The 17,837-nt window shown below is 73.1% G+C and carries 14 protein-coding genes and 2 pseudogenes; 5 read left to right on the top strand and 11 right to left on the bottom strand.

Annotation, left to right across the window (positions count from 1 at the left end; all coding sequences use genetic code 11):
* Positions 1-98 precede the first annotated feature (98 nt).
* From ACIBEC_RS02365 to ACIBEC_RS02385, 5 genes and pseudogenes are all read right to left on the bottom strand, one after another.
* On the bottom strand, positions 99-1,127 hold the full coding sequence (locus ACIBEC_RS02365; RefSeq protein WP_360490566.1) for an ABC transporter ATP-binding protein: 1,029 nt from the start codon (positions 1,125-1,127) through the stop codon (positions 99-101).
* A 160-nt stretch (positions 1,128-1,287) separates the two neighbouring features.
* A pseudogene (locus ACIBEC_RS02370) lies at positions 1,288-2,616 on the bottom strand (ABC transporter transmembrane domain-containing protein); the annotation flags it as partial.
* A gap of 78 nt (positions 2,617-2,694) precedes the next feature.
* Positions 2,695-2,889 (bottom strand): hypothetical protein, encoded by a 195-nt coding sequence (locus tag ACIBEC_RS02375; RefSeq protein WP_360490569.1) that lies wholly within the window; start codon positions 2,887-2,889, stop codon positions 2,695-2,697.
* 115 nt (positions 2,890-3,004) lie between these two features.
* Positions 3,005-3,220, bottom strand: a pseudogene (locus tag ACIBEC_RS02380) (MauE/DoxX family redox-associated membrane protein); the annotation flags it as partial.
* A 93-nt stretch (positions 3,221-3,313) separates the two neighbouring features.
* Positions 3,314-3,514, bottom strand: coding sequence for a hypothetical protein (locus tag ACIBEC_RS02385; RefSeq protein WP_360490572.1), 201 nt, complete (start codon positions 3,512-3,514; stop codon positions 3,314-3,316).
* A gap of 333 nt (positions 3,515-3,847) precedes the next feature.
* Here ACIBEC_RS02385 and ACIBEC_RS02390 point away from each other — a divergent pair, with 333 nt between their 5' ends.
* On the top strand, positions 3,848-5,203 hold the full coding sequence (locus tag ACIBEC_RS02390; RefSeq protein WP_360490575.1) for a carbohydrate-binding protein: 1,356 nt from the start codon (positions 3,848-3,850) through the stop codon (positions 5,201-5,203).
* A 212-nt stretch (positions 5,204-5,415) separates the two neighbouring features.
* Here ACIBEC_RS02390 and ACIBEC_RS02395 read toward each other — a convergent pair whose 3' ends face one another.
* From ACIBEC_RS02395 to ACIBEC_RS02405, 3 genes are all read right to left on the bottom strand, one after another.
* Positions 5,416-8,400, bottom strand: a complete 2,985-nt coding sequence (locus ACIBEC_RS02395) for a hypothetical protein (protein WP_360490577.1) — start codon at positions 8,398-8,400, stop codon at positions 5,416-5,418.
* The gene (locus tag ACIBEC_RS02400; RefSeq protein WP_360490580.1) at positions 8,400-10,271 is read right to left on the bottom strand and encodes an HSP90 family protein; all 1,872 of its coding nucleotides are present in this window, start codon (positions 10,269-10,271) and stop codon (positions 8,400-8,402) included. Before ACIBEC_RS02400 ends, ACIBEC_RS02395 begins: the two co-directional genes overlap by 1 nt.
* Positions 10,272-10,408: 137 nt before the next feature.
* Positions 10,409-11,440: a hypothetical protein gene (locus ACIBEC_RS02405; protein ID WP_360490583.1), complete on the bottom strand. Its 1,032-nt coding sequence runs from the start codon at positions 11,438-11,440 to the stop codon at positions 10,409-10,411.
* A gap of 315 nt (positions 11,441-11,755) precedes the next feature.
* Between ACIBEC_RS02405 and ACIBEC_RS02410 the strand changes: the two genes are divergently transcribed.
* On the top strand, positions 11,756-12,079 hold the full coding sequence (locus tag ACIBEC_RS02410; protein WP_360490586.1) for a hypothetical protein: 324 nt from the start codon (positions 11,756-11,758) through the stop codon (positions 12,077-12,079).
* A gap of 53 nt (positions 12,080-12,132) precedes the next feature.
* Here ACIBEC_RS02410 and ACIBEC_RS02415 read toward each other — a convergent pair whose 3' ends face one another.
* Entirely contained in the window at positions 12,133-12,939 is an 807-nt protein-coding gene (locus ACIBEC_RS02415) for a hypothetical protein (protein ID WP_360490589.1), read from the bottom strand.
* Positions 12,940-13,115: 176 nt separating this feature from the next.
* Here ACIBEC_RS02415 and ACIBEC_RS02420 point away from each other — a divergent pair, with 176 nt between their 5' ends.
* Both ACIBEC_RS02420 and ACIBEC_RS02425 read left to right on the top strand, forming a co-directional pair.
* Positions 13,116-13,649, top strand: coding sequence for a sigma-70 family RNA polymerase sigma factor (locus tag ACIBEC_RS02420; RefSeq protein WP_360490592.1), 534 nt, complete (start codon positions 13,116-13,118; stop codon positions 13,647-13,649).
* An 88-nt stretch (positions 13,650-13,737) separates the two neighbouring features.
* A complete protein-coding gene (locus tag ACIBEC_RS02425; protein ID WP_360490595.1) occupies positions 13,738-14,670 on the top strand; it encodes an alpha/beta hydrolase in 933 nt (310 codons plus the stop codon).
* On the opposite strand, the gene ACIBEC_RS02430 is transcribed toward ACIBEC_RS02425, so the two are convergent.
* A complete protein-coding gene (locus ACIBEC_RS02430; RefSeq protein ID WP_360490598.1) occupies positions 14,644-15,150 on the bottom strand; it encodes a hypothetical protein in 507 nt (168 codons plus the stop codon). The two genes, ACIBEC_RS02425 and ACIBEC_RS02430, sit on opposite strands and share 27 nt — an antisense overlap.
* A gap of 179 nt (positions 15,151-15,329) precedes the next feature.
* The gene (locus tag ACIBEC_RS02435) at positions 15,330-16,772 is read right to left on the bottom strand and encodes a glyceraldehyde-3-phosphate dehydrogenase (protein WP_360490601.1); all 1,443 of its coding nucleotides are present in this window, start codon (positions 16,770-16,772) and stop codon (positions 15,330-15,332) included.
* Between the two features lie 445 nt (positions 16,773-17,217).
* Between ACIBEC_RS02435 and ACIBEC_RS02440 the strand changes: the two genes are divergently transcribed.
* Complete coding sequence (locus ACIBEC_RS02440; RefSeq protein ID WP_360490604.1) at positions 17,218-17,688, top strand: GreA/GreB family elongation factor; 471 nt, start codon at positions 17,218-17,220, stop codon at positions 17,686-17,688.
* Positions 17,689-17,837 lie beyond the last annotated feature (149 nt).

The following is a 17,837-nucleotide window of genomic DNA, read 5'->3' on the forward strand; positions in this document are numbered from 1 at the left end:
ACGGGCCGACCGGCCCGACATCCCGGCCCGCCGCAACACCGCGACGGCCGACGGCCGTTCCCGTCCCCACCTGCCGGCCACTGCCTCGCACCTTCCGGTCACTGCCTCGCGCGACCCGACACCACCGCGTCCTGGTAGCCGGAGGCCTGCAGGGTGAACAGCTCCGCGTAGCGCCCGCCGAGGGCCATCAGCGCGTCGTGGGTGCCTTCTTCGACCACCTGGCCGGCGCCGAGGACGACGATCCGGTCGGCGTCGCGGACCGCGCTGAGCCGGTGGGAGATGACCAGGCTGGTGGTGCCCCGGCGCAACTCCCGCACGTTCTCGTGGAGTTCCTGTTCGGCTTCCGTGTCGAGGCCCGCACTGGGTTCGTCCAGGATCACCAGGTCGGCGTCGCCGCGCATGAACGCCCGGGCCACGGCGAGGCGTTGCCACTCCCCGCCGGACAGGGAGTGGCCCCAGCTCGCCTGCGTCGCGCCTTCGGGCAGGAAGATCCGGCTGAGCAGGGCCCCGTACCCGCCGTCCAGCCGCTGCACCCGTTCGTGGATGCCGGCCGCACGGGCTGCGTCGGCGACGCGGGCCCGGTCGTCGAGGTGGGCGAGGCGGCCGAGGCCGATGTTCTCGCCGGCGGTCAGGTCGTAGCGGCAGTAGTCCTGGAAGACCACGCCGATCCGCTGCCGGTACTCCTCGGGCGGGAACTCCCGGATGTCGACGCCGTCCCAGAGCACCCGGCCGCGGTCCGGGTCGTAGAGTCGGCAGAGCAGCTTGACGACGGTGCTGTTGCCGGCGCCGTTGAGTCCGACCAGGGCGGTGACGGAGCCGGCTCGCAGGGTGAGGTCGACGCCGCGCAGGGTCCACGGTGCGTCGGGGTGGTAGCGGAACCAGACGTCCTGGAACTCGATGGTGCCGCGGAGCGCGGTGGGCGGACGCTGGTCGATAGCCGGGGCGAGGTCGGGCGGGGCTTCGCCGAGTGTGCAGTAATGGTCGAAGGTAAGTGCGGCCTGGTAGGCGGAGGCGCCGCCGGCCGCGAGTTGGCCGAGGCCGGTCCGGATGCCGGCCACGGCGGCGAGGCACACCGAGACCTGACCGAGGGACAGTTCGCCGTGCCGGGCGGCCCGCACCGCCCACACCAGGCCGAGCGCGTAGACGGCAACGCCGAGCAGCGAGGCGGGCAGTCGACGGGCGAGGTTCTGCCGGCCGGTCGGTCCGTTCCTCAGCGCCGCAGATCGCCTGCAGTTCGTGCCGGGCGCGTCCGCGTAGGAAGTCCTGCAGGCCGAAGAGGCGGATCTCCTTCACCGCGTCGACGTCGGAGACCAGGCTGCTGCAGAAGGACTGGCGCCGGTTGCGGCACATGGTCTCGCTCAGGACGGCGGCCCGACGGCGGCCGGCCGTCAGCTGCGTCCGCACCAGGAGGAGTGTGAGCAGCAGGGTGACTGCGCCGAGCACCGGGTTGACGACGAAGACCGTGCCGAGGAAGCCGACGACGGTGAAGAGCGCCTGAAGGCTGCCGAAGGCCGCGCCGACCAGGATGTCGGGGGCGACGCCGCCGGCCTGCTGGGCGAGGCGGAGCCGGTCCTGGAACTGCGGGTCCTCGAAGGGCCGCAGACCGGGCAGGCGGTTGACCGCGTCGAACAGCTCCTCCTGCACCCGTTGCCGGATCGCCCGGCTGGAATGCGCGCGGGTGTACTCGCTGAGTGCGGGGGCCAGTGCCATTCCGAGGCTCGCCGTGACCAGCAGGACGCAGGTTCCGGTGGTCGGGCCGGTCGCCGCGCCGGTGAGCGTGTCGAACAGGCGGCTCACCAGCAGCGCGGTGGAGGCGGGCAGCAGGCCGGCGATCAGCCCGCAGAGCAGCGAGAGCAGCAGGACGGTCCGGCCGGCCTGCCAGGCCAGCGAACCGGCGGCCCCCGCCGAACGCAGCACCCGCCCGACCCCGGCCGGCCCACGCCCACGACCAGGCCCACCCCCGGAGCCGCCCCCGGACCCGCGACCGGAACCCCGGCCAACGGCAGCGACATCGGCACCGGCACCGGCACCGGCATGAGCGGCGCTCATCACGCGGCGGTCGGGGATGACGAGCTCGCCCGGGACCAGGTGGTTGGTGATCCGGCCGTCGGCGGAGACGGAGACGTAGCTGGGCCAGCGCACGATCCCGAACGCCTCGGCCGTGGACTCGGCGCCGGCCCCGGAGGTCTCCACCGACACCCGGGCCACCGGTTCGAGCAGTGTGCGCAGTTCGGCGATCACCGGGCCGCTGCCCTTGACGACCGCGAGGACCCGTTCGCGCCCGCCCGGGTAGCCGCTGACCGCCTTGACGAAGTCGGGTGCCAGCTCCAGGCACGGCCCGCAGGTGCCGGAGAAGAAGCCGACCACCGCCGGGGCCTCGGCCAGGTCCGCCCGGGTGACCTCGCCCTCCGATCCGGTGAGCGCCCGGAATTCCGGTATCGGGGCACCGTCCGGAACCCGGTCGTCGGGCACCGAAACTCCCATCTTGACGTTTCCGAAAGCGGTCGGCGAGCCGTGCGCGGAGCCGTCCGTGTTGGTTTTCCGCGCGAGCGCGAGAGTCAGCATCGGATTGAACAGTGAAAGACAGCCGATAATGACGACGAAAAGCATGGTCATAACGGTTCCTGGCCTCGTTCCGGGTGCAGGCGGGTACAGGGAAAGGGGGAGCTCGGACGATCGGAAAGGAGGCGCGGCTCAGCGCGCCGCCGAGAAGAGTTCGACCAGCGTGTCGGTGGCGATGATCAACGCACTCGTGAAGCCGGCCGCGAGCAGCACCACGGCCACCCCGGCCGGGCCCAGGCCGCCGGGACCGGGCTCGGCACTCGCCGCCAGTCCGGCCGCGGCGACGGCGATCAGGACCAGGTTGCGCGCCACATGAGCCTTGCTCACGGGCACGCCGGAGGCACCGAAGCGCGCTCAGGAGATGTCGGCGCCCCGCCGCAGCAGCCGGACCAGGACGGCCGCGAACAGCGCGATCAACCCGCCGGTCCGCGGCAAACGCCCAGGTCGTGAGGGGTTCGGGCGCCCAGACCAGGAGGGCGAGACCGGCCTCGGCGACCGGTACGCCGATCGCCGCAGCGCCGGTCAGCCGGGGCGGTACGACTGCCATCACGCGCAGCGCGCAGGCGGAGTCGCGGCGCGCGCGGAGCTTGGCGAGGGCGGACTTCGCGAACACCACCGCGATCACGGCGCAGCAGCCGAGCAACAGGTATGCGGTCATGACTCCCCCTCCGCCGGCGCCCCCGCCGGCGCAGGGCGGGGGCACCGGCGGCCGCGTGTCAGCCGGCCGGTTCGGTCAGCAAACCGGGACGGGTCAGCAGCCGCCGACGATGACGTAGGTGACACAGGACGGCTTGACCGCACAGTTCCAGGAGCAGCACTCCGTGACGTACAGGTTTTCGCCGCTGCAGTGGGTGGTGGTGCCGGCCGGGCAGGCGCAGTAAGCGTCCGCGACATTCGTGTTGCGGCCGCCGGAAACCACGCGGTCGACCAGGTTGAGAACCGCCTGAACCATTGTGTTCCTCCGCTCGGGAAGGTGGATTGGAGAGGCTGTGCACGTACTCGCGAGATCTCGCGGGTCGAAAAGCCAACTGACCGTTCGAGAGCTTGTCTAGACCAACTTCGAAAGCCGTCAACGCATGGCGATCCGGAATCGAAGGCTCCTGTTCCCCGGCGTTCACACTCGCGCTCCACCGGGTCTTGACCCATCCCACGGGACAGGTCTATACCAGTGGGAGCCTGCCGCAACCACCCCACGCCCCTGGGCCGTTCGGCCTGCCGCCGCGCCACCCCCACCTCCGGCGCGAACGGGCGCGTCCCCCCACCGCCGTTTCCTGGAAGGCCTCCGATGGAACGTGCTATTCCCCCACACCCCGTCAGCCCGGAACACTCCACCGGCTCGCACCGCTCCGCCGGCTCGGAACACTCCACGGACTCGCAACACTCCGCCGGTCACCGGCGCCGCTCCCGCCGGGCCGCCCTCGCCGTGACCGGCGTGCTCAGCCTGGTCGCCGGGGGCGTCGCCGCACTGGCCGGCACCGGCTCCGCCTCCGCGGACACCGCCACCACCGCCGCGACCGGCCTGGGCAGCAACTGGTACGCCTCCGCGCCGTACCTGATGCCCGAGGACAACAGCCCGCCGGACGCGGCCGCCGTCATGGACGCCACCGGTCAGAAGGCCTTCCAGCTGGCGTTCATCCTGACCCAGGGCAACAGCTGCTCCCCCGCCTGGGGCGGCACCTCCTCGATCGACACCGACAGCACCATGCCGAACGTCATCCAGACCATCCGCGGCAAGGGCGGGGACGTCTCGGTGTCGGTCGGCGGGTACGGCGGCACCAAGCTGGGCCAGGTCTGCGGCACGCCGGAAGCGACCGCCGCCGGCTACCAGAAGGTGATCACCACGTACCAGCTCAAGGCGATCGACTTCGACCTGGAGGAGCCCGAGTACGAGAACACCGCGGCCATCCACAACGAGATCGGCGCCGCGCGGATCCTCCAGCAGAACAACCCGGGCCTGTACATCTCGATCACCACCGCCGGCACCAACGCGGGCACCGGCTGGTTCGGCACCCAGATGCTCAACGAGGCCAAGTCCCAGGGCTTCGCGCCGAACAACTACTCGATCATGCCGTTCGACGGCGGCTTCAACGGCGCGGCGGCGCAGACCGACGCGCTGGTGAAGTTCAACCAGATCCTGCAGAGCACCTTCGGCTGGAACGAGGCCACCGCGTACGCCCACGAGGGCGTGTCGATGATGAACGGCCGTACCGACGCCGCCGAGTACTTCCGCCAGGCCGACTTCCAGACCGTACTGGACTTCGCCACCGCGCACGGCCTGGCCCGGTACACCTACTGGTCGGTCAACCGCGACCGGCAGTGCCAGGGCCCGGTGGACCCGGGGCTGTCCGGCTCCTGCTCCAGCGTGGCGCAGAACGACTGGGACTTCACCAAGTACACGGTGAAGTTCGCCGGGGCGACCCCGCCCACCGCTCCGCCCACCACCCCGCCGACGACTCCCCCGACCGGCCCGGGCACCCCCGGCACCTGCACCGCCCCGGCGTGGAGCGCGAGCACCACGTACAACGGCGGCGCCAAGGTCTCGTACAACGGCCACAACTACCACGCCAAGTGGTGGACGCTGAACGAGGTGCCGAGCGCCAGCGGCCAGTGGGGCGTCTGGGCCGACGACGGCCCCTGCTGACCGAACCGCGCACACCGACAGGACCGGCCGAACCCCGCGCTCACCACAGACCGGCCGAACCGCGCGCTCACCGCAGACCGGCCGAACCCCGCGCACCGGCCGAACCCCGCGCACGACGGTACGACGGAACCGCACGCGCGAGAGGTCCCGGGGTACACAACCCCGGGGCCCCTCACCTCAGTTCGACGCTCGCGCCGGGCGGCCCTCCGGCGTCACTGCGGCGCCGCGAACCGCTCCCGCAGCTCCACCAGCACGTCCACCGCCTCCGGCATCCCGGCCGCCTCGCAGCGCGCGATGCCGGCGGTCAGCCGGGCCACCGCCGCCCCGGTGCGGCCGAGGTCACTGCCCTCGATCAGCGCGGCCAGCCGGACGGACTCCGCCCGAGGCGCCTCGGCCCGCTCGCCGCCCTGCTCGTACAGCGCGATGGCCCGCTCGACCTCCGCCAGCGCCTCCTCGTACCGCTCGGCGACGGCCAGGCAGCGCGCCCGCTCGTAGTGCGAACCACCGCGCAGGTACCAGGCGTTGTACTCCTGGCCGTGCTGCTCGGCGGTCGCGCCGACCGCGTCCGCCTCGGCCAGCAGGGCCAGCGCAGCGGACAGCCCGTCCGCGCCCTGCGCGCGCATCGTGGTCCGCGCCAACTCCCTCAGGGTGGCTGCCATTTGGTCGACCTGCGGGGCCCTGCCATGAGCCTCGCGGGCCCGCGCGAGCGCCGCCTCGGCCGCGTCCCAACGGTCCGCCTGGGCGAGCGCCAGGGTGGCCTCGCAGGCGACCATGGTGTGGGTCTCCTGGTCCTCCCAGCCGGCCACCAGGTCGGCCAGCCGCAGGTACTCCTCGGCGGCGTCCCGGTACTCCTCCAGTTCGGCCAGGCCCCGGGCAAGGTCCAGCCGGGTCTGGGCGAGCATCCGGACGTCCAGCCGCGCCGCCGACGCGTCGAGCAGCACCGACTCCAGGACGGCAACCGCGTCCGCCGCCCGACCGGTGTCCCGCAGCACGTCGGCCAGCTGCAGCCGCACCTGGGCGGCTTCCTCGACGGCCTCCGGGCCCTTGCGGTCGTAGCGCGCGGCCGCCTCCGACAGCGCCCGGACCGCGCCACCGAGGTCACCCGTCTGCAGGCAGGAGTGGCCGAGCATCATGTACGTCGGCGCGTACGGGTAGGAGTCGTCGCCCCAGCGCACCGCCTCGGCCAGCGCCCGGTGGAACACCTCGCCGGCCTGGGCCGGTTCGCGGCTCTGCAGCAGCACCTGGCCGAGCAGGCCGAGCACCCGCGGGGTTTGCCAGGGCAGCTCGGCCGCGTCCAACTGGGCCAGCGTCTTGCGCAGTTCGGCGATCGCCTCGGCCGACCGGCCCTGCCGGGCGGCGACATCGGCGGTGTACTGCCGGGAGGTGGCGGCCCGACGGGCGGAGCCCAGCTCGACGGCGGTTCGGTGGTAGCCACCGACCGCCGCCTCGAAGCGCGCGGAGGTCTCGGCGGAGGGCTCGGCGGAGGGCTCGGCGGAGGGCTCGGACATCGCCTCGACCAGGTCGTGGTGGGCGGCGTAGGCGCGGGTCTGCAGCACGATCAGGTAGTCGTCGTCGGTCAGCTCACCGGTCGCCCTCAGTTCCTCGGCCCGGGCCAGCGCCGCATCGAGCGCCGGCCAGTCGGCCGCCCTGCCCTTGCCGCTGTCAGAACCCTCGCCGCCACCGGAACCCTCACCACTGGAGTCCTCGTCGAGGTCGACGATCAGTGTCCGGGTGCGCACCATCAGCGCCGCCCCGGGCATCCCCGCCGCCTCGAACAGCTCGGCGGCGGCCAGCAGCCCGGCCTTGCCCTCGGCGTGCTCGTCGCGCTGCAGCGCGTCGTGGGCGGCCTGCTCGGCGAGTTCGGCGCGCAGCCGCTCGGGGCTGCCGACCTCCGTGCCCTCGGGGTGGACGAAGTCCGGGGCCGCGACGCGCTCGGCGATCCGCTTCCAGAGCCGGTCGGAGTCGGGGTGCCCGAGCACGTCCAGCTCGCGGGCCCGGACCACCAGGGCGGTGAAGTCCTCCGGCTCGGCCTCGACCGCCCGGCGTGGCGCGGGCGCGACGGCCGGGGCTGCGGCGGACAGCTCGGGCGCGACGGCGGCGCGCACGCCCAGGGCCAGCGGCTCGCTGAGCAGTGGTTCGACGGCCAGCCGGGCACGCCGCGCGGCGCTGACCGCGTCGGTGCCGTTGCGCGCGTCGAAGCGGGCGGCCAGCGCGTCCGCCTCGGTGCGCAGGTGGGCGAGCAGGGTGTCCACGGTCCAGGCGGTGCCGGCCGGGCCGCTGACGGCGAGCTCGCCGTGGCCGGCCCGGGCCAGGGCGGCGATCAGGACCTCGACGCCGGTCAGGAAGTCCAGCCGGGCGGCGGCCTCGCCGGTTACCGTGAACAGGTCGCGGTTCTCGGCGAGCAGTTCCAGGCCGCGCGGCTCGTTGCCGGACAGCGCGCAGAACTCGATGTGCCGGGCGACGGAGCCCAGCATCGACGACTTGCCGCGCGCGAAGCGGTAGCCGGTCAGGTGTCCGGAGCGGGCCTCGTCCAGCCGGCCCTGGCGCAGCAGCGGCAGCAGGGCGACCGACTGGCTGAGGTAGGGCTCCAGCTCGCAGGTGCTGTGCCCGCTCAGCACTGGGGCCAGTACCTCCAGGGCCCGGGCGTCGTCGCCGAGGTCGAGGAAGTGCCGGGCGCGGGACCGGGTCTCGCAGGCGTGGCAGTCACTCATCTCGGAGCGCGGGCGGGCCGCCCACAGCTCGTAGGCCTCCTGGACGCCGACGCCGGTGAGGTCGGCCAGGTGGTAGCGCTCGGCGTAGTACGGCTGGAGGCCGAAGCCGGCCGCGCGGTAGCGGTCGCGCAGTTCGGTGAGCCAGCGGTCGACGGCCGTCAGCGGTACGTCCGGGTTGTCCCGGAGCGCGCCGGCCACCCACTTGAAGCGCCAGAACACCTGGTGGCGGGCCCACTCGCCGAAGCCGTCCGGGTCCTTGTCCCAGAGCCCCAGCACGCGGGCGAACACGACCGGGGTCTTGTTGCGCTCGCCGTCGTACTCGTAGGCCTCCATCAGCTCGAGCAGAGCCATCGAGCGGACCTTGGTGTCGTCGAACTGCTCGGCGGCGTCGACGAGTTCCTCGGCGGTGACGGTCCGGGTACGGCCGTACGGGCGGGAGTCGTTCTCGTGCAGCGCGGCCATCACCGCCTCGGGGGTGTCCAGCATCACGCCTCCTTCGAACCGTGGCGATCCGGGCCGCCGGCCTCGTGGCCGAGCATGGCATGGTCGAGCAGGCTGATGAACGAGCGGTTGAGCAGGGCGGACTCGCTGGCCTTGAGCGGGCGGCGGGTCATCAGCACGGCCTGCCCGTACAGCGCCTCGACGGCGGTGACGGCCAGCTCGCGGTTGGTCACCGTCGCGGCGCGGCGCACCAGCGGGTTGAGGTGGTTGAGCACCAGCTGGGCGCGGGGCACCTCGGCGCGCAGCGAGCCGAGGATGTCGGCCCACAACCCGTCGGCCTCGTCGGCGAGTTGGGCGCGGGTGCGCTCGTGCCGGGCCTCCCGGTTGTCGAGCAGCAGGGCGGGCGCGTTGGTCGGGTGGAAGCTGCGCAGGGCGACGTCGCAGTCGAACCGGCCGACCACCTCGCGGGCGATCGCGAGGAAGACGCCCGCGGCCAGCTCGGCGGCCGGGTCGACGGTGTCCAGGTGCGCGGTGACGGTGCCCGGGTCGAGGTCGGAGACCGAGACGCCGGGGCGGATCTCGGGCAGCCGGTGGACCAGGTCGCGGTCGTAGGTGTAGCCGCCGTTGACGACGCCGAGGCCGGCCGCGCCGGCGATCGGGGCGACCTGGCGGAACTCCTCGACCGTGCGGGTCACCAGCACCACCGGGTGACTGCGGGCGAACTCGTCCAGGGTGACGTTGCCGTCGGTGGTTTCGAACGGCAGCCAGGGCAGCATCATCCGCAGCAACTCGTCGTCGTAGCGTGCGAGTTCCTTGACCGCCAGGTGGTGGACGGACAGGAAGCGGTGCAGCAGCGCCGGGTCGCTCGCGGACAGGCCGGTCAGCCAGTCACGGATCCGGGCGCCGAGCGCATCGCGGACGGCGGCCAGTGTCTCGTCGGCGTACAGGCCCTCGCGGGAGGCGGTGGGGCGCAGGCCGTCGGTGTCGACGACGCAGCGGAGGAAGAACGCCCAGTCCGGCAGCAGTTCGTCGGCCTGGTCGGAGAGCAGCATGCCCTTGAGGTGCACCCGGTGGCCGTTGCGGCGCGAGGGCGGGGCGGCGTCCGGCAGCACGTACGCGACGCCGCGCAGGCCGACCAGCGGCAGGTCCAGCTCGATGGTGTCGAGCGGGGTGAAGTCGAAGGTGGCGCGGCAGTACTCGCCGAGCGCGTCGCGCTTGGCCGGCGGGGAGGCGTACCGCTCGGCCCACGGCGGGGTGCGGTTGACCCGGTGCTCGGTGCCGCCCGCGTCGATCACGGTGACGTCATGGCGCAGCAGGCTGCCGAAGTCCCGGGCGAGGGTGAGCACCCGGCCGGGGCGGGTCCACTCGGCGGCGTCGGCGCGCGGGGCCAGGGTGACGGTGGTGCCCGGCTCGGGCTTGGCCTCGGCGGGCAGGGTGCGGATGGTGTAGCTGCCGTCGGAGCTGCCGCGCCACTCGATCACCGGGGCGTCCGGGGTGGCGGCGGAGCGGGTGACGACGGTGATCTCGTCGGCGACCACGAAGCAGGCGAGCAGGCCGATGCCGAACTGGCCGATGAAGTCGCCGCGGGCCTTGGCCAGGCCGGCGCCGTCGAAGCGGCCGTCGGCGTCGCGCTTGGAGCTGCGGCCGATGGTGGCGAGGAAGGTGTGGACGTCCTTCTCGGTCAGGCCGACGCCGGTGTCGGTCACGGACAGCTCGTCGTCAGCGCGGACGGTGATCCGGGCCGGCGCCTCGGGGTCGAGAGCGCGGCGGGCTGAGATCGCGTCCACCGCGTTCTGCAGCAGCTCGCGCAGGTAGACCCGCGGGCTGGAGTAGAGGTGGTGGGAGAGCAGGTCCACCAGGCCGCGCAGGTCCACCTGGAAGGTGTGCGCACTCGTCGGGTTGTCGGTAGGGGACACCGGAGGCTCTTTCGATCGCGGGTGGGGTGGGTGACGTTCAGGGGGTGGCGGCTCGGTGTCAGGACACGGCCGGCGTCGCCACGGCGCCGGGACACGGTCGGCGTCCCTACGGCGTCAGGACACGGTCGGCCGCGGCCTCAGTAGGCGGCGCAGCGGTCGCGGTGGGCGCGGAAGACCTTGACCGGGTCCCCCGAGAGGTAGTGCCAGGGCGATTCGGTGACGGCCCCGTCCAGGGCCTCGAACAGCAGCCGGGCGGTCTTGCGCTGGTCGGCGAGCGAGAACGCCATCGCGAAGGTGTTGAAGCTGCCCTGCCAGCCGCGCGCCGGCGTGAAGTCCGGGTGCAGGACGGAGCGGAAGGCGGCCTCCTGCAGCTCGGCCAGCACCGTCGGGCTGGTCAGGTAGGCGTGGTCCTCGCCGTCCGGGAGGTCCAGCCAGTGCTCCAGGTGCGCGAGCGCCACCAGCTCGCCGAGGTGGCTGCCCTCGGGCGCGGCCAGCATCGCCGAGCGGGCGAAGTGGTGCATCTCCTCGTGCGAGCCGCCCCACTTGGCGGACAGCTGCTGCAGCCGCTGCCGGTGCGAGCCCCCGTGGTCGGGTGAGCGGCGCACGGCGGCCTCGAAGCGGCAGGTGGCGACCTCCGGGCCGAGCGAGGCGCCGCGGGCGCTGATCTGCAGGAAATACCAGGGGGCGAGCCAGGACGGCTCGCGCTCGGCCGCCTCCAGTAGCTGTTCCTCGGCGGTGTCCAGCCGCTCGTGGAACAGCTTCCACTGCTCCTCGGTGACCTGCTTGGCCCGGGCGCCGGTGCGCGCCTCCCAGGCCCAGGTGATCTGCCGGGCGCCGGACAGCAGCAGCGCCACGGTGTCGTCCGGGGTCTCGGCGAGGACGCGGCCGGTCCACTCCTCGACCCCGGGCACGTCGGCGATCGCCCCGACGAGGTGGGTCAGCTCGGTGCCGTCCTCGACGGCGGCCAGCACGGGGCGCAGCGCGGCCCAGTCCCCGGCCTCGGCCTGCCCGAGCAGCCGGCGCAGGGACTCGTCCCCGAAGGCCGGGTCGAGTCGCGGCTCGGCACCGCGGGCCGCCGCCTCGGGGGCGCGCCGGCCGAACCCGAACCCGCGCCGCCCGGCCCGGTCCTGCGCGCCCTCCCCGCCGGAGCGGCGTCGGAACAGCGGCATGTGGTGGCCCCCTCGAACGTCATCGGCATCTTTCGCATGGCCGGCCGCACTGCGACCACCCGAGATGAGTACATATCACGCTCGACTGACATCCGTTTCCCCAGCCCAACGCCCTGCCGGATCGGCGACCGGCAGGGCGTTGGGTGGGGCCGCACCGGGCACGGGTCGCAGACGGTCACGGGCCGTGCCGTGCCGTGCCGGGGACCATCCCGGGCCGGCACGGGCGGACCATCAGGGGTGACATCTTGCCGCCTGACAGTGATCTGCCACCGCCCACCACACCGCACGGGCGGACGATCCGTCAGTCTTGTGACCGTGCACCTCATCCGCTTTCACCTGCGCGCTCCCGACCGTCCCCGCAGCGCGGACCAGCCGACCCCCGAGGCCGTACGGGACGGGCTGGAGCGCGGGCTGCGCGGTCCGGTCCGGATCGGGCACGCCCGGATCCTGGCCGGCCCCGGCACCGTGGACGCGATGGCCTTCACCCTCGCCGACCACCCGCTCACCGCCGAGACCGCGCTGACCGCCGCCTGCGCCGAGCTGACCGGCCCGGACGGCCCGCTGCCCGACTGGCGGGTGGCCCACTGCGCGGCGGACGACTGGCTCGCACTCGGGCTGCACGAGCCGGCCCAGCGCTGACGGCCCAGCGCTGACGGGCGGGCGCCCCGGAGCCGGGCACCCGTCGCCGCTTCTCAGGCCGGGCCGGGCCCGGCGTCCGGCGTCGTGCCCGCCTGCGCCTGCTCGATCCGCTTGACCAGCATCACCGCGAACCGCCGCGTCGCGGCCACGTCCACCGGGCCGCCCTCGGTGGTCACGCTCGCCACCACGGTGCCCGAGCGCACCACGATGCCGACGCCCTCGCCCTCGGCCAGCGGCCCCTGGAAGGCCTGGCCCTCGCTGCCCAGCGCCGGGGTGTCGATCTTCTTGAACGGCCCGGCGGCGTACGAGGCGTACGACTCCTTGAGCCGGCTCTTGGCCGCGTCCCGGCTGGGCAGGGTCTCCACGATGAAGCGGGTGACCACGTCGCCCGAGGAGAACCGGACCGACGCGCTCAGCGGCTTGCCCGTACAGGGTTTGGCGGCGGTGCAGGTGACGCTGTGGTCGGCGGTGTCGACCTGGCGCTTCTCCTCCTCCCAGCCGGCCATCGCCTTGGCGTCCGGCAGCACCTGGCCGACCAGCTTGTCGTCCAGCAGCGCCGCCTCCAGGTCCGCACTGGGCGCCGCCACCGGGGCGGCCGCCGTGGGCGCGGCGCCGGGAGCCGAGGCCGCCCCGGACGCGGCCGCCGTCCCGGCCGGCACGGAGGGTGCGGCCGGGTCCGCGGGCGCGGACGCCGCAGCCGTACCGGCGGCCGTACTCGCCGCCGCCGTACTCGCCGCGCTCGGCGCCCCCGACGCCGTCCCCGCAGCGCCCTTCGACCCCCCGGACGAGCACCCGGCCAGCACCGCCGCCAGCACCCCGGCCGCAACCCCGGCGGCCATCCGCCGACCACCCATCCCCATCGCCCGCTCCCTCCGGCTGTCAGTGACCCCTCAACATAGCCGCAGCTCCCGCCCCCACCCACCGCCACCCCCGGACCCGCCGCCGAACCGTGCCCGCCGCTGCCGTGCCCACCGCCACGGCCACCACCCCCATCCAGTACCGTCCACCCGGGGCGACGAGCAGCGACGGGGGCGACATGACAGGCACGGACGGGCGGCGGGAGGACCTGGGCGCGCTCGTGCGGGCCGCCCAGCAGGGCGATGCCTTCGCCCTGGACGAGGTGGTGAGCCTGCTCATGCCGTACGTCGGCCGGGTCTGCGCGCCGATCGCGCTGCAGGACGCTCCCGACGCCGCCCAGGAAGCGATGATCGCGATCGTCCGGAACCTGCGCCAACTCAAGTCCCCCGAGGCCCTGTTCGGCTGGGCCCGGGCGATCGCCGCCCGCGAGGCCGTCCGCTTCGCCACCCGCCGGTCCCCCCGTTCCGAAGCCGCCACCGACCGGGCGGACGACCAACCGGGCGACCACGACCCCGAGTTGGCCACCGACATCCGGGACGTCCTGGAACGCCTGCCGCCCGAACACCGCGCGGTCCTGACTCTCCGCCATGTCGAGGGCCTGGACGAGCAGTCGGTGTCCGAGATCCTCGATCTCCCGCTCGGGACCGTCCGTTCACGACTCTTCCGTGCCCGGCACGGATTCCGCACCGCCTGGGGCGCCGAACACCGCTGAGCCGGAAGAAATCCGCCGACCCCGGGGATTGCGGCGCCCTTTCCCGCCCTCTTCTCTCCTGAGACCACCACCCAGGAGGGACACCCCGATGACCGACCCCCGCCCGCTCCCCGACCTGCCCGGCGTACGGCACCACGACATCGAGTGCGCCGACGGCACCCGACTGCACCTCGCCGAAGCCGGCACAAGCACAAGCACAAGCAGCGGCGCCGGCGCCGCCACCGGCACGCCGCTTCTGCTCCTTCACGGCTTCCCGCAGCACTGGTACGCCTGGCGGCGCCTACTCCCCCTCCTCGACGGGGAGTTCCGCCTGCTCTGCCTCGACCTCCCCGGCTTCGGCTGGTCGCAGGCCCCGCACCGATCCGGCTACACGACCGACGACCGTGCCCGCCTCGTCCTCTCCGTCCTCGACCGACTCGGCCTGGAACGCGTCGGCCTGGTCGGCCACGACTGGGGCGCCTGGACGGGCTTCGAGCTGGCGCTACGCGCTCCCGAGCGGTTCACCGGCCTCCTCGCGCTCAACATGACCCACCCGTGGCCGCGACAACGCGCCCTGCTCGGTACGGCCTGGCGGTTCTGGTACACCGCGCTGCTGGAGTACCCGGGCATCGGCCGCCGGGTCGTGCGCCACTACCCGGGCCTCCTCGGCCACCTCCTCCGGCGCGGCGTGACCGCCGAAACCCCCTGGCCCGCCGAGGAGTTGGCCGAGTACGTGGCGGCGGGCAGCACGCCCGACGCCGCCTACGCCGCCGAACGGCTGCACTGGGGCTTCGTCGCCCGGGACATCCCGCGCCTGGCCCTCGGCCGGTTCCGGCACCGCCGGCTGACCGTCCCCACCCGTCTGCTCGGCGGCGCGCTGGACCCGGTGATCCGCCCCGCCCTGCTTTCCCCTGTCGGCGCGCAGGCGGACGACCTGACGGCCGAAGTCCTCCCCGGCTGCGGGCACTTCCTGCCGCACGAGCGCCCCGAGGAGGTGGCCGCCGCGATCCGCCGCCTATTCGCCGCCCGCGTCAGCCCCTGATCCGACCCGCCGCTCCAGCCGGTCCAGCAGCACCTCGCCGCGCCGGTCCACCAGCCCGCCGAAGAACCGCTGGACCGGCCCCGCGCCGGGCACCCGCAGGGCGGCGAGCAGGGCGAAGCGCGTCCCGTCGCCGTCCGGCACGGCGGCCATCCCGCCGAGCAGCACTCGGCTCTGCATCAGGCACCAGCCGCTGCGCAGCACGATGTCGAACCGCTCGCGGTGGCCGACCACGCTCACCGCGAGCCCCTCCAGCCGGTCCCCGCCCGCAGCGCCACCGCTCGGCGGCCCGACCTCGAAGGAGCGCAACCCGCCGATCAGCCCGGGCAGTTCACCGGACAGGTCGCCGGCGACCGACCACACCTCGTCGAACCCGGCCGCGAACCGCCGCTCCGCGAACAGCGGACGCCCGGCCCCGGCCGCCGCCAGCACCCTCAGCCGCCGCACCGGGTCCAACTCGACCGTCGGCCACCCGTCCGCCATCCCCACCCCTCCCATCCACCACCCGAAGCCGGGTCCGGGGTCCCGAGTCCCGAAGACCGAACCCCGAGTTCCACCGCCCGAAGCCCGCCCAGCACCGTACCGCCCCCGGCAGGACCCGAAACGCCGGCGGGGCGGCGACCGACCGGTCACCGCCCCGCCACCGAATCCTCGCGGTCCGATCAGACCGCCGGAGCCGGGTACGTCGGGTACTCGACGCCCGAGATGTACTGCACGACCCGGACGACCTGGCACGAGTAGCCGAACTCGTTGTCGTACCACAGGTACAGGATCGCGTTGTCGCCCTCGACCTTGGTCGCGCCGGCGTCCACGATCGAGGCGTGGCGCGAGCCGATGAAGTCGCTGGAGACCGCGTCGGGCGAGTCGATGAAGTCGATCTGGCGCTTCAGCGGCGAGGTCAGCGAGACGTTGCGCAGGTACTCCAGGACGTCCTCGCGGTTGGTCTCCCGCTTCAGCTGGAGGTTGAGGATCGCGATGGAGACGTCCGGCACCGGAACGCGGATGGAGCTGCCGGTGATCTTCGCCTTGAGGTCCGGCAGGGCCTTGGCGACGGCCGAGGCGGCACCGGTCTCGGTGATCACCATGTTCAGCGGCGCCGAGCGACCACGACGGTCGGCCTTGTGGTAGTTGTCCAGCAGGTTCTGGTCGTTGGTGAACGAGTGGACGGTTTCCACGTGGCCGCGGACCACGCCGTACTCGTCCTCCATCGCCTTCAGCGGCGGGACGATGGCGTTGGTGGTGCAGGAGGCGCAGGAGATGATCTGCTCGTCCGGCTTGATCATGTCGTGGTTGACGCCGTGGACGATGTTCGGGACGTCGCCCTTGCCCGGAGCGGTCAGCACGACCTTGGCGATGCCGGGCTGCAGGTGCTTCGACAGGCCCTCGCGGTCACGCCACTTGCCGGTGTTGTCGATCAGGATCGCGTCCTTGATCCCGTACTCCGTGTAGTCGACCTTGGTCGGGTCGTCGGAGTAGATCACCGTGATCTCGTTGCCGTTGACGACGATCTTGTTGTTCGCCTCGTCGACGGTGATCGTGCCCTGGAACTGGCCGTGGATGGAGTCACGGCGCAGCAGCGAGGCCCGCTTGACCAGGTCGTCGCCGCCGCCGTTGCGCACGACGATGGCCTTCAGCCGCAGACCGTTGGCCGAGGCCTTCTCGATCAGCAGACGGGCGACCAGCCGGCCGATGCGGCCGAACCCGTACAGCACGACGTCCTGGGCGGACCGGCGCTCCAGCTTGTTCTCACCGGTGGCACCCGCCACGGCCTGGGCGGTGAACTCCTCCACCGACAGGCCGCGGTCATCCGCCTTGTACGTGGCGGCGAGCATGCCGAGGTCGATCTGCGAGGGGCCGAGGTCCAGGGCGGTCAGCGCACTCAGGAACGGCATCGTCTCGGTGACCGAGAGCTCCTCGCCGGCTATCTGCCGGGCGAAGCGGTGCGTCTTGAGGATGCTGACCACCGACTTGTTCACCAGGGAACGGCTGTGGCACAGGACGGTGACGTCCCGCTCCCGATGCAGCCGCCCGATGATCGGGATCATCGACTCCGCGATCTCCTCGCGGGTCATCCAGTCCGTGAACACGTCGTCGTTGACAGTCACAAGTCCATCTTTCGAGCTGAGGGTGTTGCGCACATGGTAGCTTCGCCCGCCCGCGCCCCCACCGCCGGTCCCTGCTCTCCCCCCTTCGGCCACCCCTCCCACCTGCGCTTTCCCCGGGGTCCCCACCCCATAAGGTGATCACCGCCACCCTCGGAAGCCGCCGCGGACCCCGTCGACGGAGCCGACCACGCAGCGCGCCCGAGCCGGACCGCGCGCACCTGGAGAAGCCCACCAAGCAACGGGATTCCCGGATCCGGACGATCGGTCAACGCCGCCACCCACGGCGTCGAGATCCGCACGATGTCGCACTGGAACGCACCACCCGGTCGCTGAGGGGAATCGGCTGCTCCCGCCCGCTCCGGGAGGAGTTGCCCGGGGCCCGGCGGGGTGGGGTAATGGGAGGCGACCGGAGTTTGAGCGTTTCGCGAGAGACCCGGGAGCAGGTATGACCGGCGGTCCCGAACCCATCAGTGCCGAAGGCCTGCACGCGGTGCAGGAGGAATTGGCGCAACTGCGGGCGGAGCGGGGGGAGGTGGCCGCGACGCTGCGTGGGGTGGAACCGGTGGGGGACCGGGCGGACGCCGCGGACGAGTTGCAGCGGGCGTCGGAGGTGACCCGGCTGGACCGGCGGATCGCCGAGTTGGAGGAGCGGCTGCGCGAGGCGTCCGTCGCCGGGGCGCCGTCCACGGAGGTGGTGGGGGTGGGGTCCACCGTCACCGTGCGGTTCGCGGACGGGGAGGAGGAGACCGTCGAGGTCGCGGAGCTCGCCGAGGAGCGGGAGCTGACCCTGGTGACCTACGACAGCCCGCTCGGGAAGGCACTGCTCGGGCGTCACGCCGGGGAGACGGTGCACTACGAGACGCCGGGCGGCGCGGCCAGCGCGGTCGTGCTGTCGGTGGGGCCGGGCACGGACTGAAGCACCGACGGAAGCCGTCCACGAAATCCCGTTGACGAATGTCGAAGCGGAATTCGCGATCGCTCGATCGAAAACATCTGCCGGGCCGCACCAAGGACCTCGACAAGTGCCGCCTATCAGCTCACAGGAATTGCCTCTTTGACGACCGT

Origin of the sequence: Kitasatospora sp. NPDC051164 (assembly GCF_044455625.1) — a bacterium.
GTDB lineage: Bacteria > Actinomycetota > Actinomycetes > Streptomycetales > Streptomycetaceae > Kitasatospora.

What these genes read in the sequence shown, in the direction of transcription:
- ACIBEC_RS02405 (WP_360490583.1), bottom strand. Translation starts at nt 11,440, where the DNA reads ATGCCGCTGTTCCGACGCCGCTCCGGCGGGGAGGGCGCGCAGGACCGG.
- ACIBEC_RS02395 (WP_360490577.1), bottom strand. Translation starts at nt 8,400, where the DNA reads ATGCTGGACACCCCCGAGGCGGTGATGGCCGCGCTGCACGAGAACGAC.
- ACIBEC_RS02415 (WP_360490589.1), bottom strand. Translation starts at nt 12,939, where the DNA reads ATGGGGATGGGTGGTCGGCGGATGGCCGCCGGGGTTGCGGCCGGGGTG.
- ACIBEC_RS02425 (WP_360490595.1), top strand. Translation starts at nt 13,738, where the DNA reads ATGACCGACCCCCGCCCGCTCCCCGACCTGCCCGGCGTACGGCACCAC.
- ACIBEC_RS02385 (WP_360490572.1), bottom strand. Translation starts at nt 3,514, where the DNA reads ATGGTTCAGGCGGTTCTCAACCTGGTCGACCGCGTGGTTTCCGGCGGC.
- ACIBEC_RS02420 (WP_360490592.1), top strand. Translation starts at nt 13,116, where the DNA reads ATGACAGGCACGGACGGGCGGCGGGAGGACCTGGGCGCGCTCGTGCGG.
- ACIBEC_RS02430 (WP_360490598.1), bottom strand. Translation starts at nt 15,150, where the DNA reads ATGGCGGACGGGTGGCCGACGGTCGAGTTGGACCCGGTGCGGCGGCTG.
- ACIBEC_RS02390 (WP_360490575.1), top strand. Translation starts at nt 3,848, where the DNA reads ATGGAACGTGCTATTCCCCCACACCCCGTCAGCCCGGAACACTCCACC.
- ACIBEC_RS02440 (WP_360490604.1), top strand. Translation starts at nt 17,218, where the DNA reads ATGACCGGCGGTCCCGAACCCATCAGTGCCGAAGGCCTGCACGCGGTG.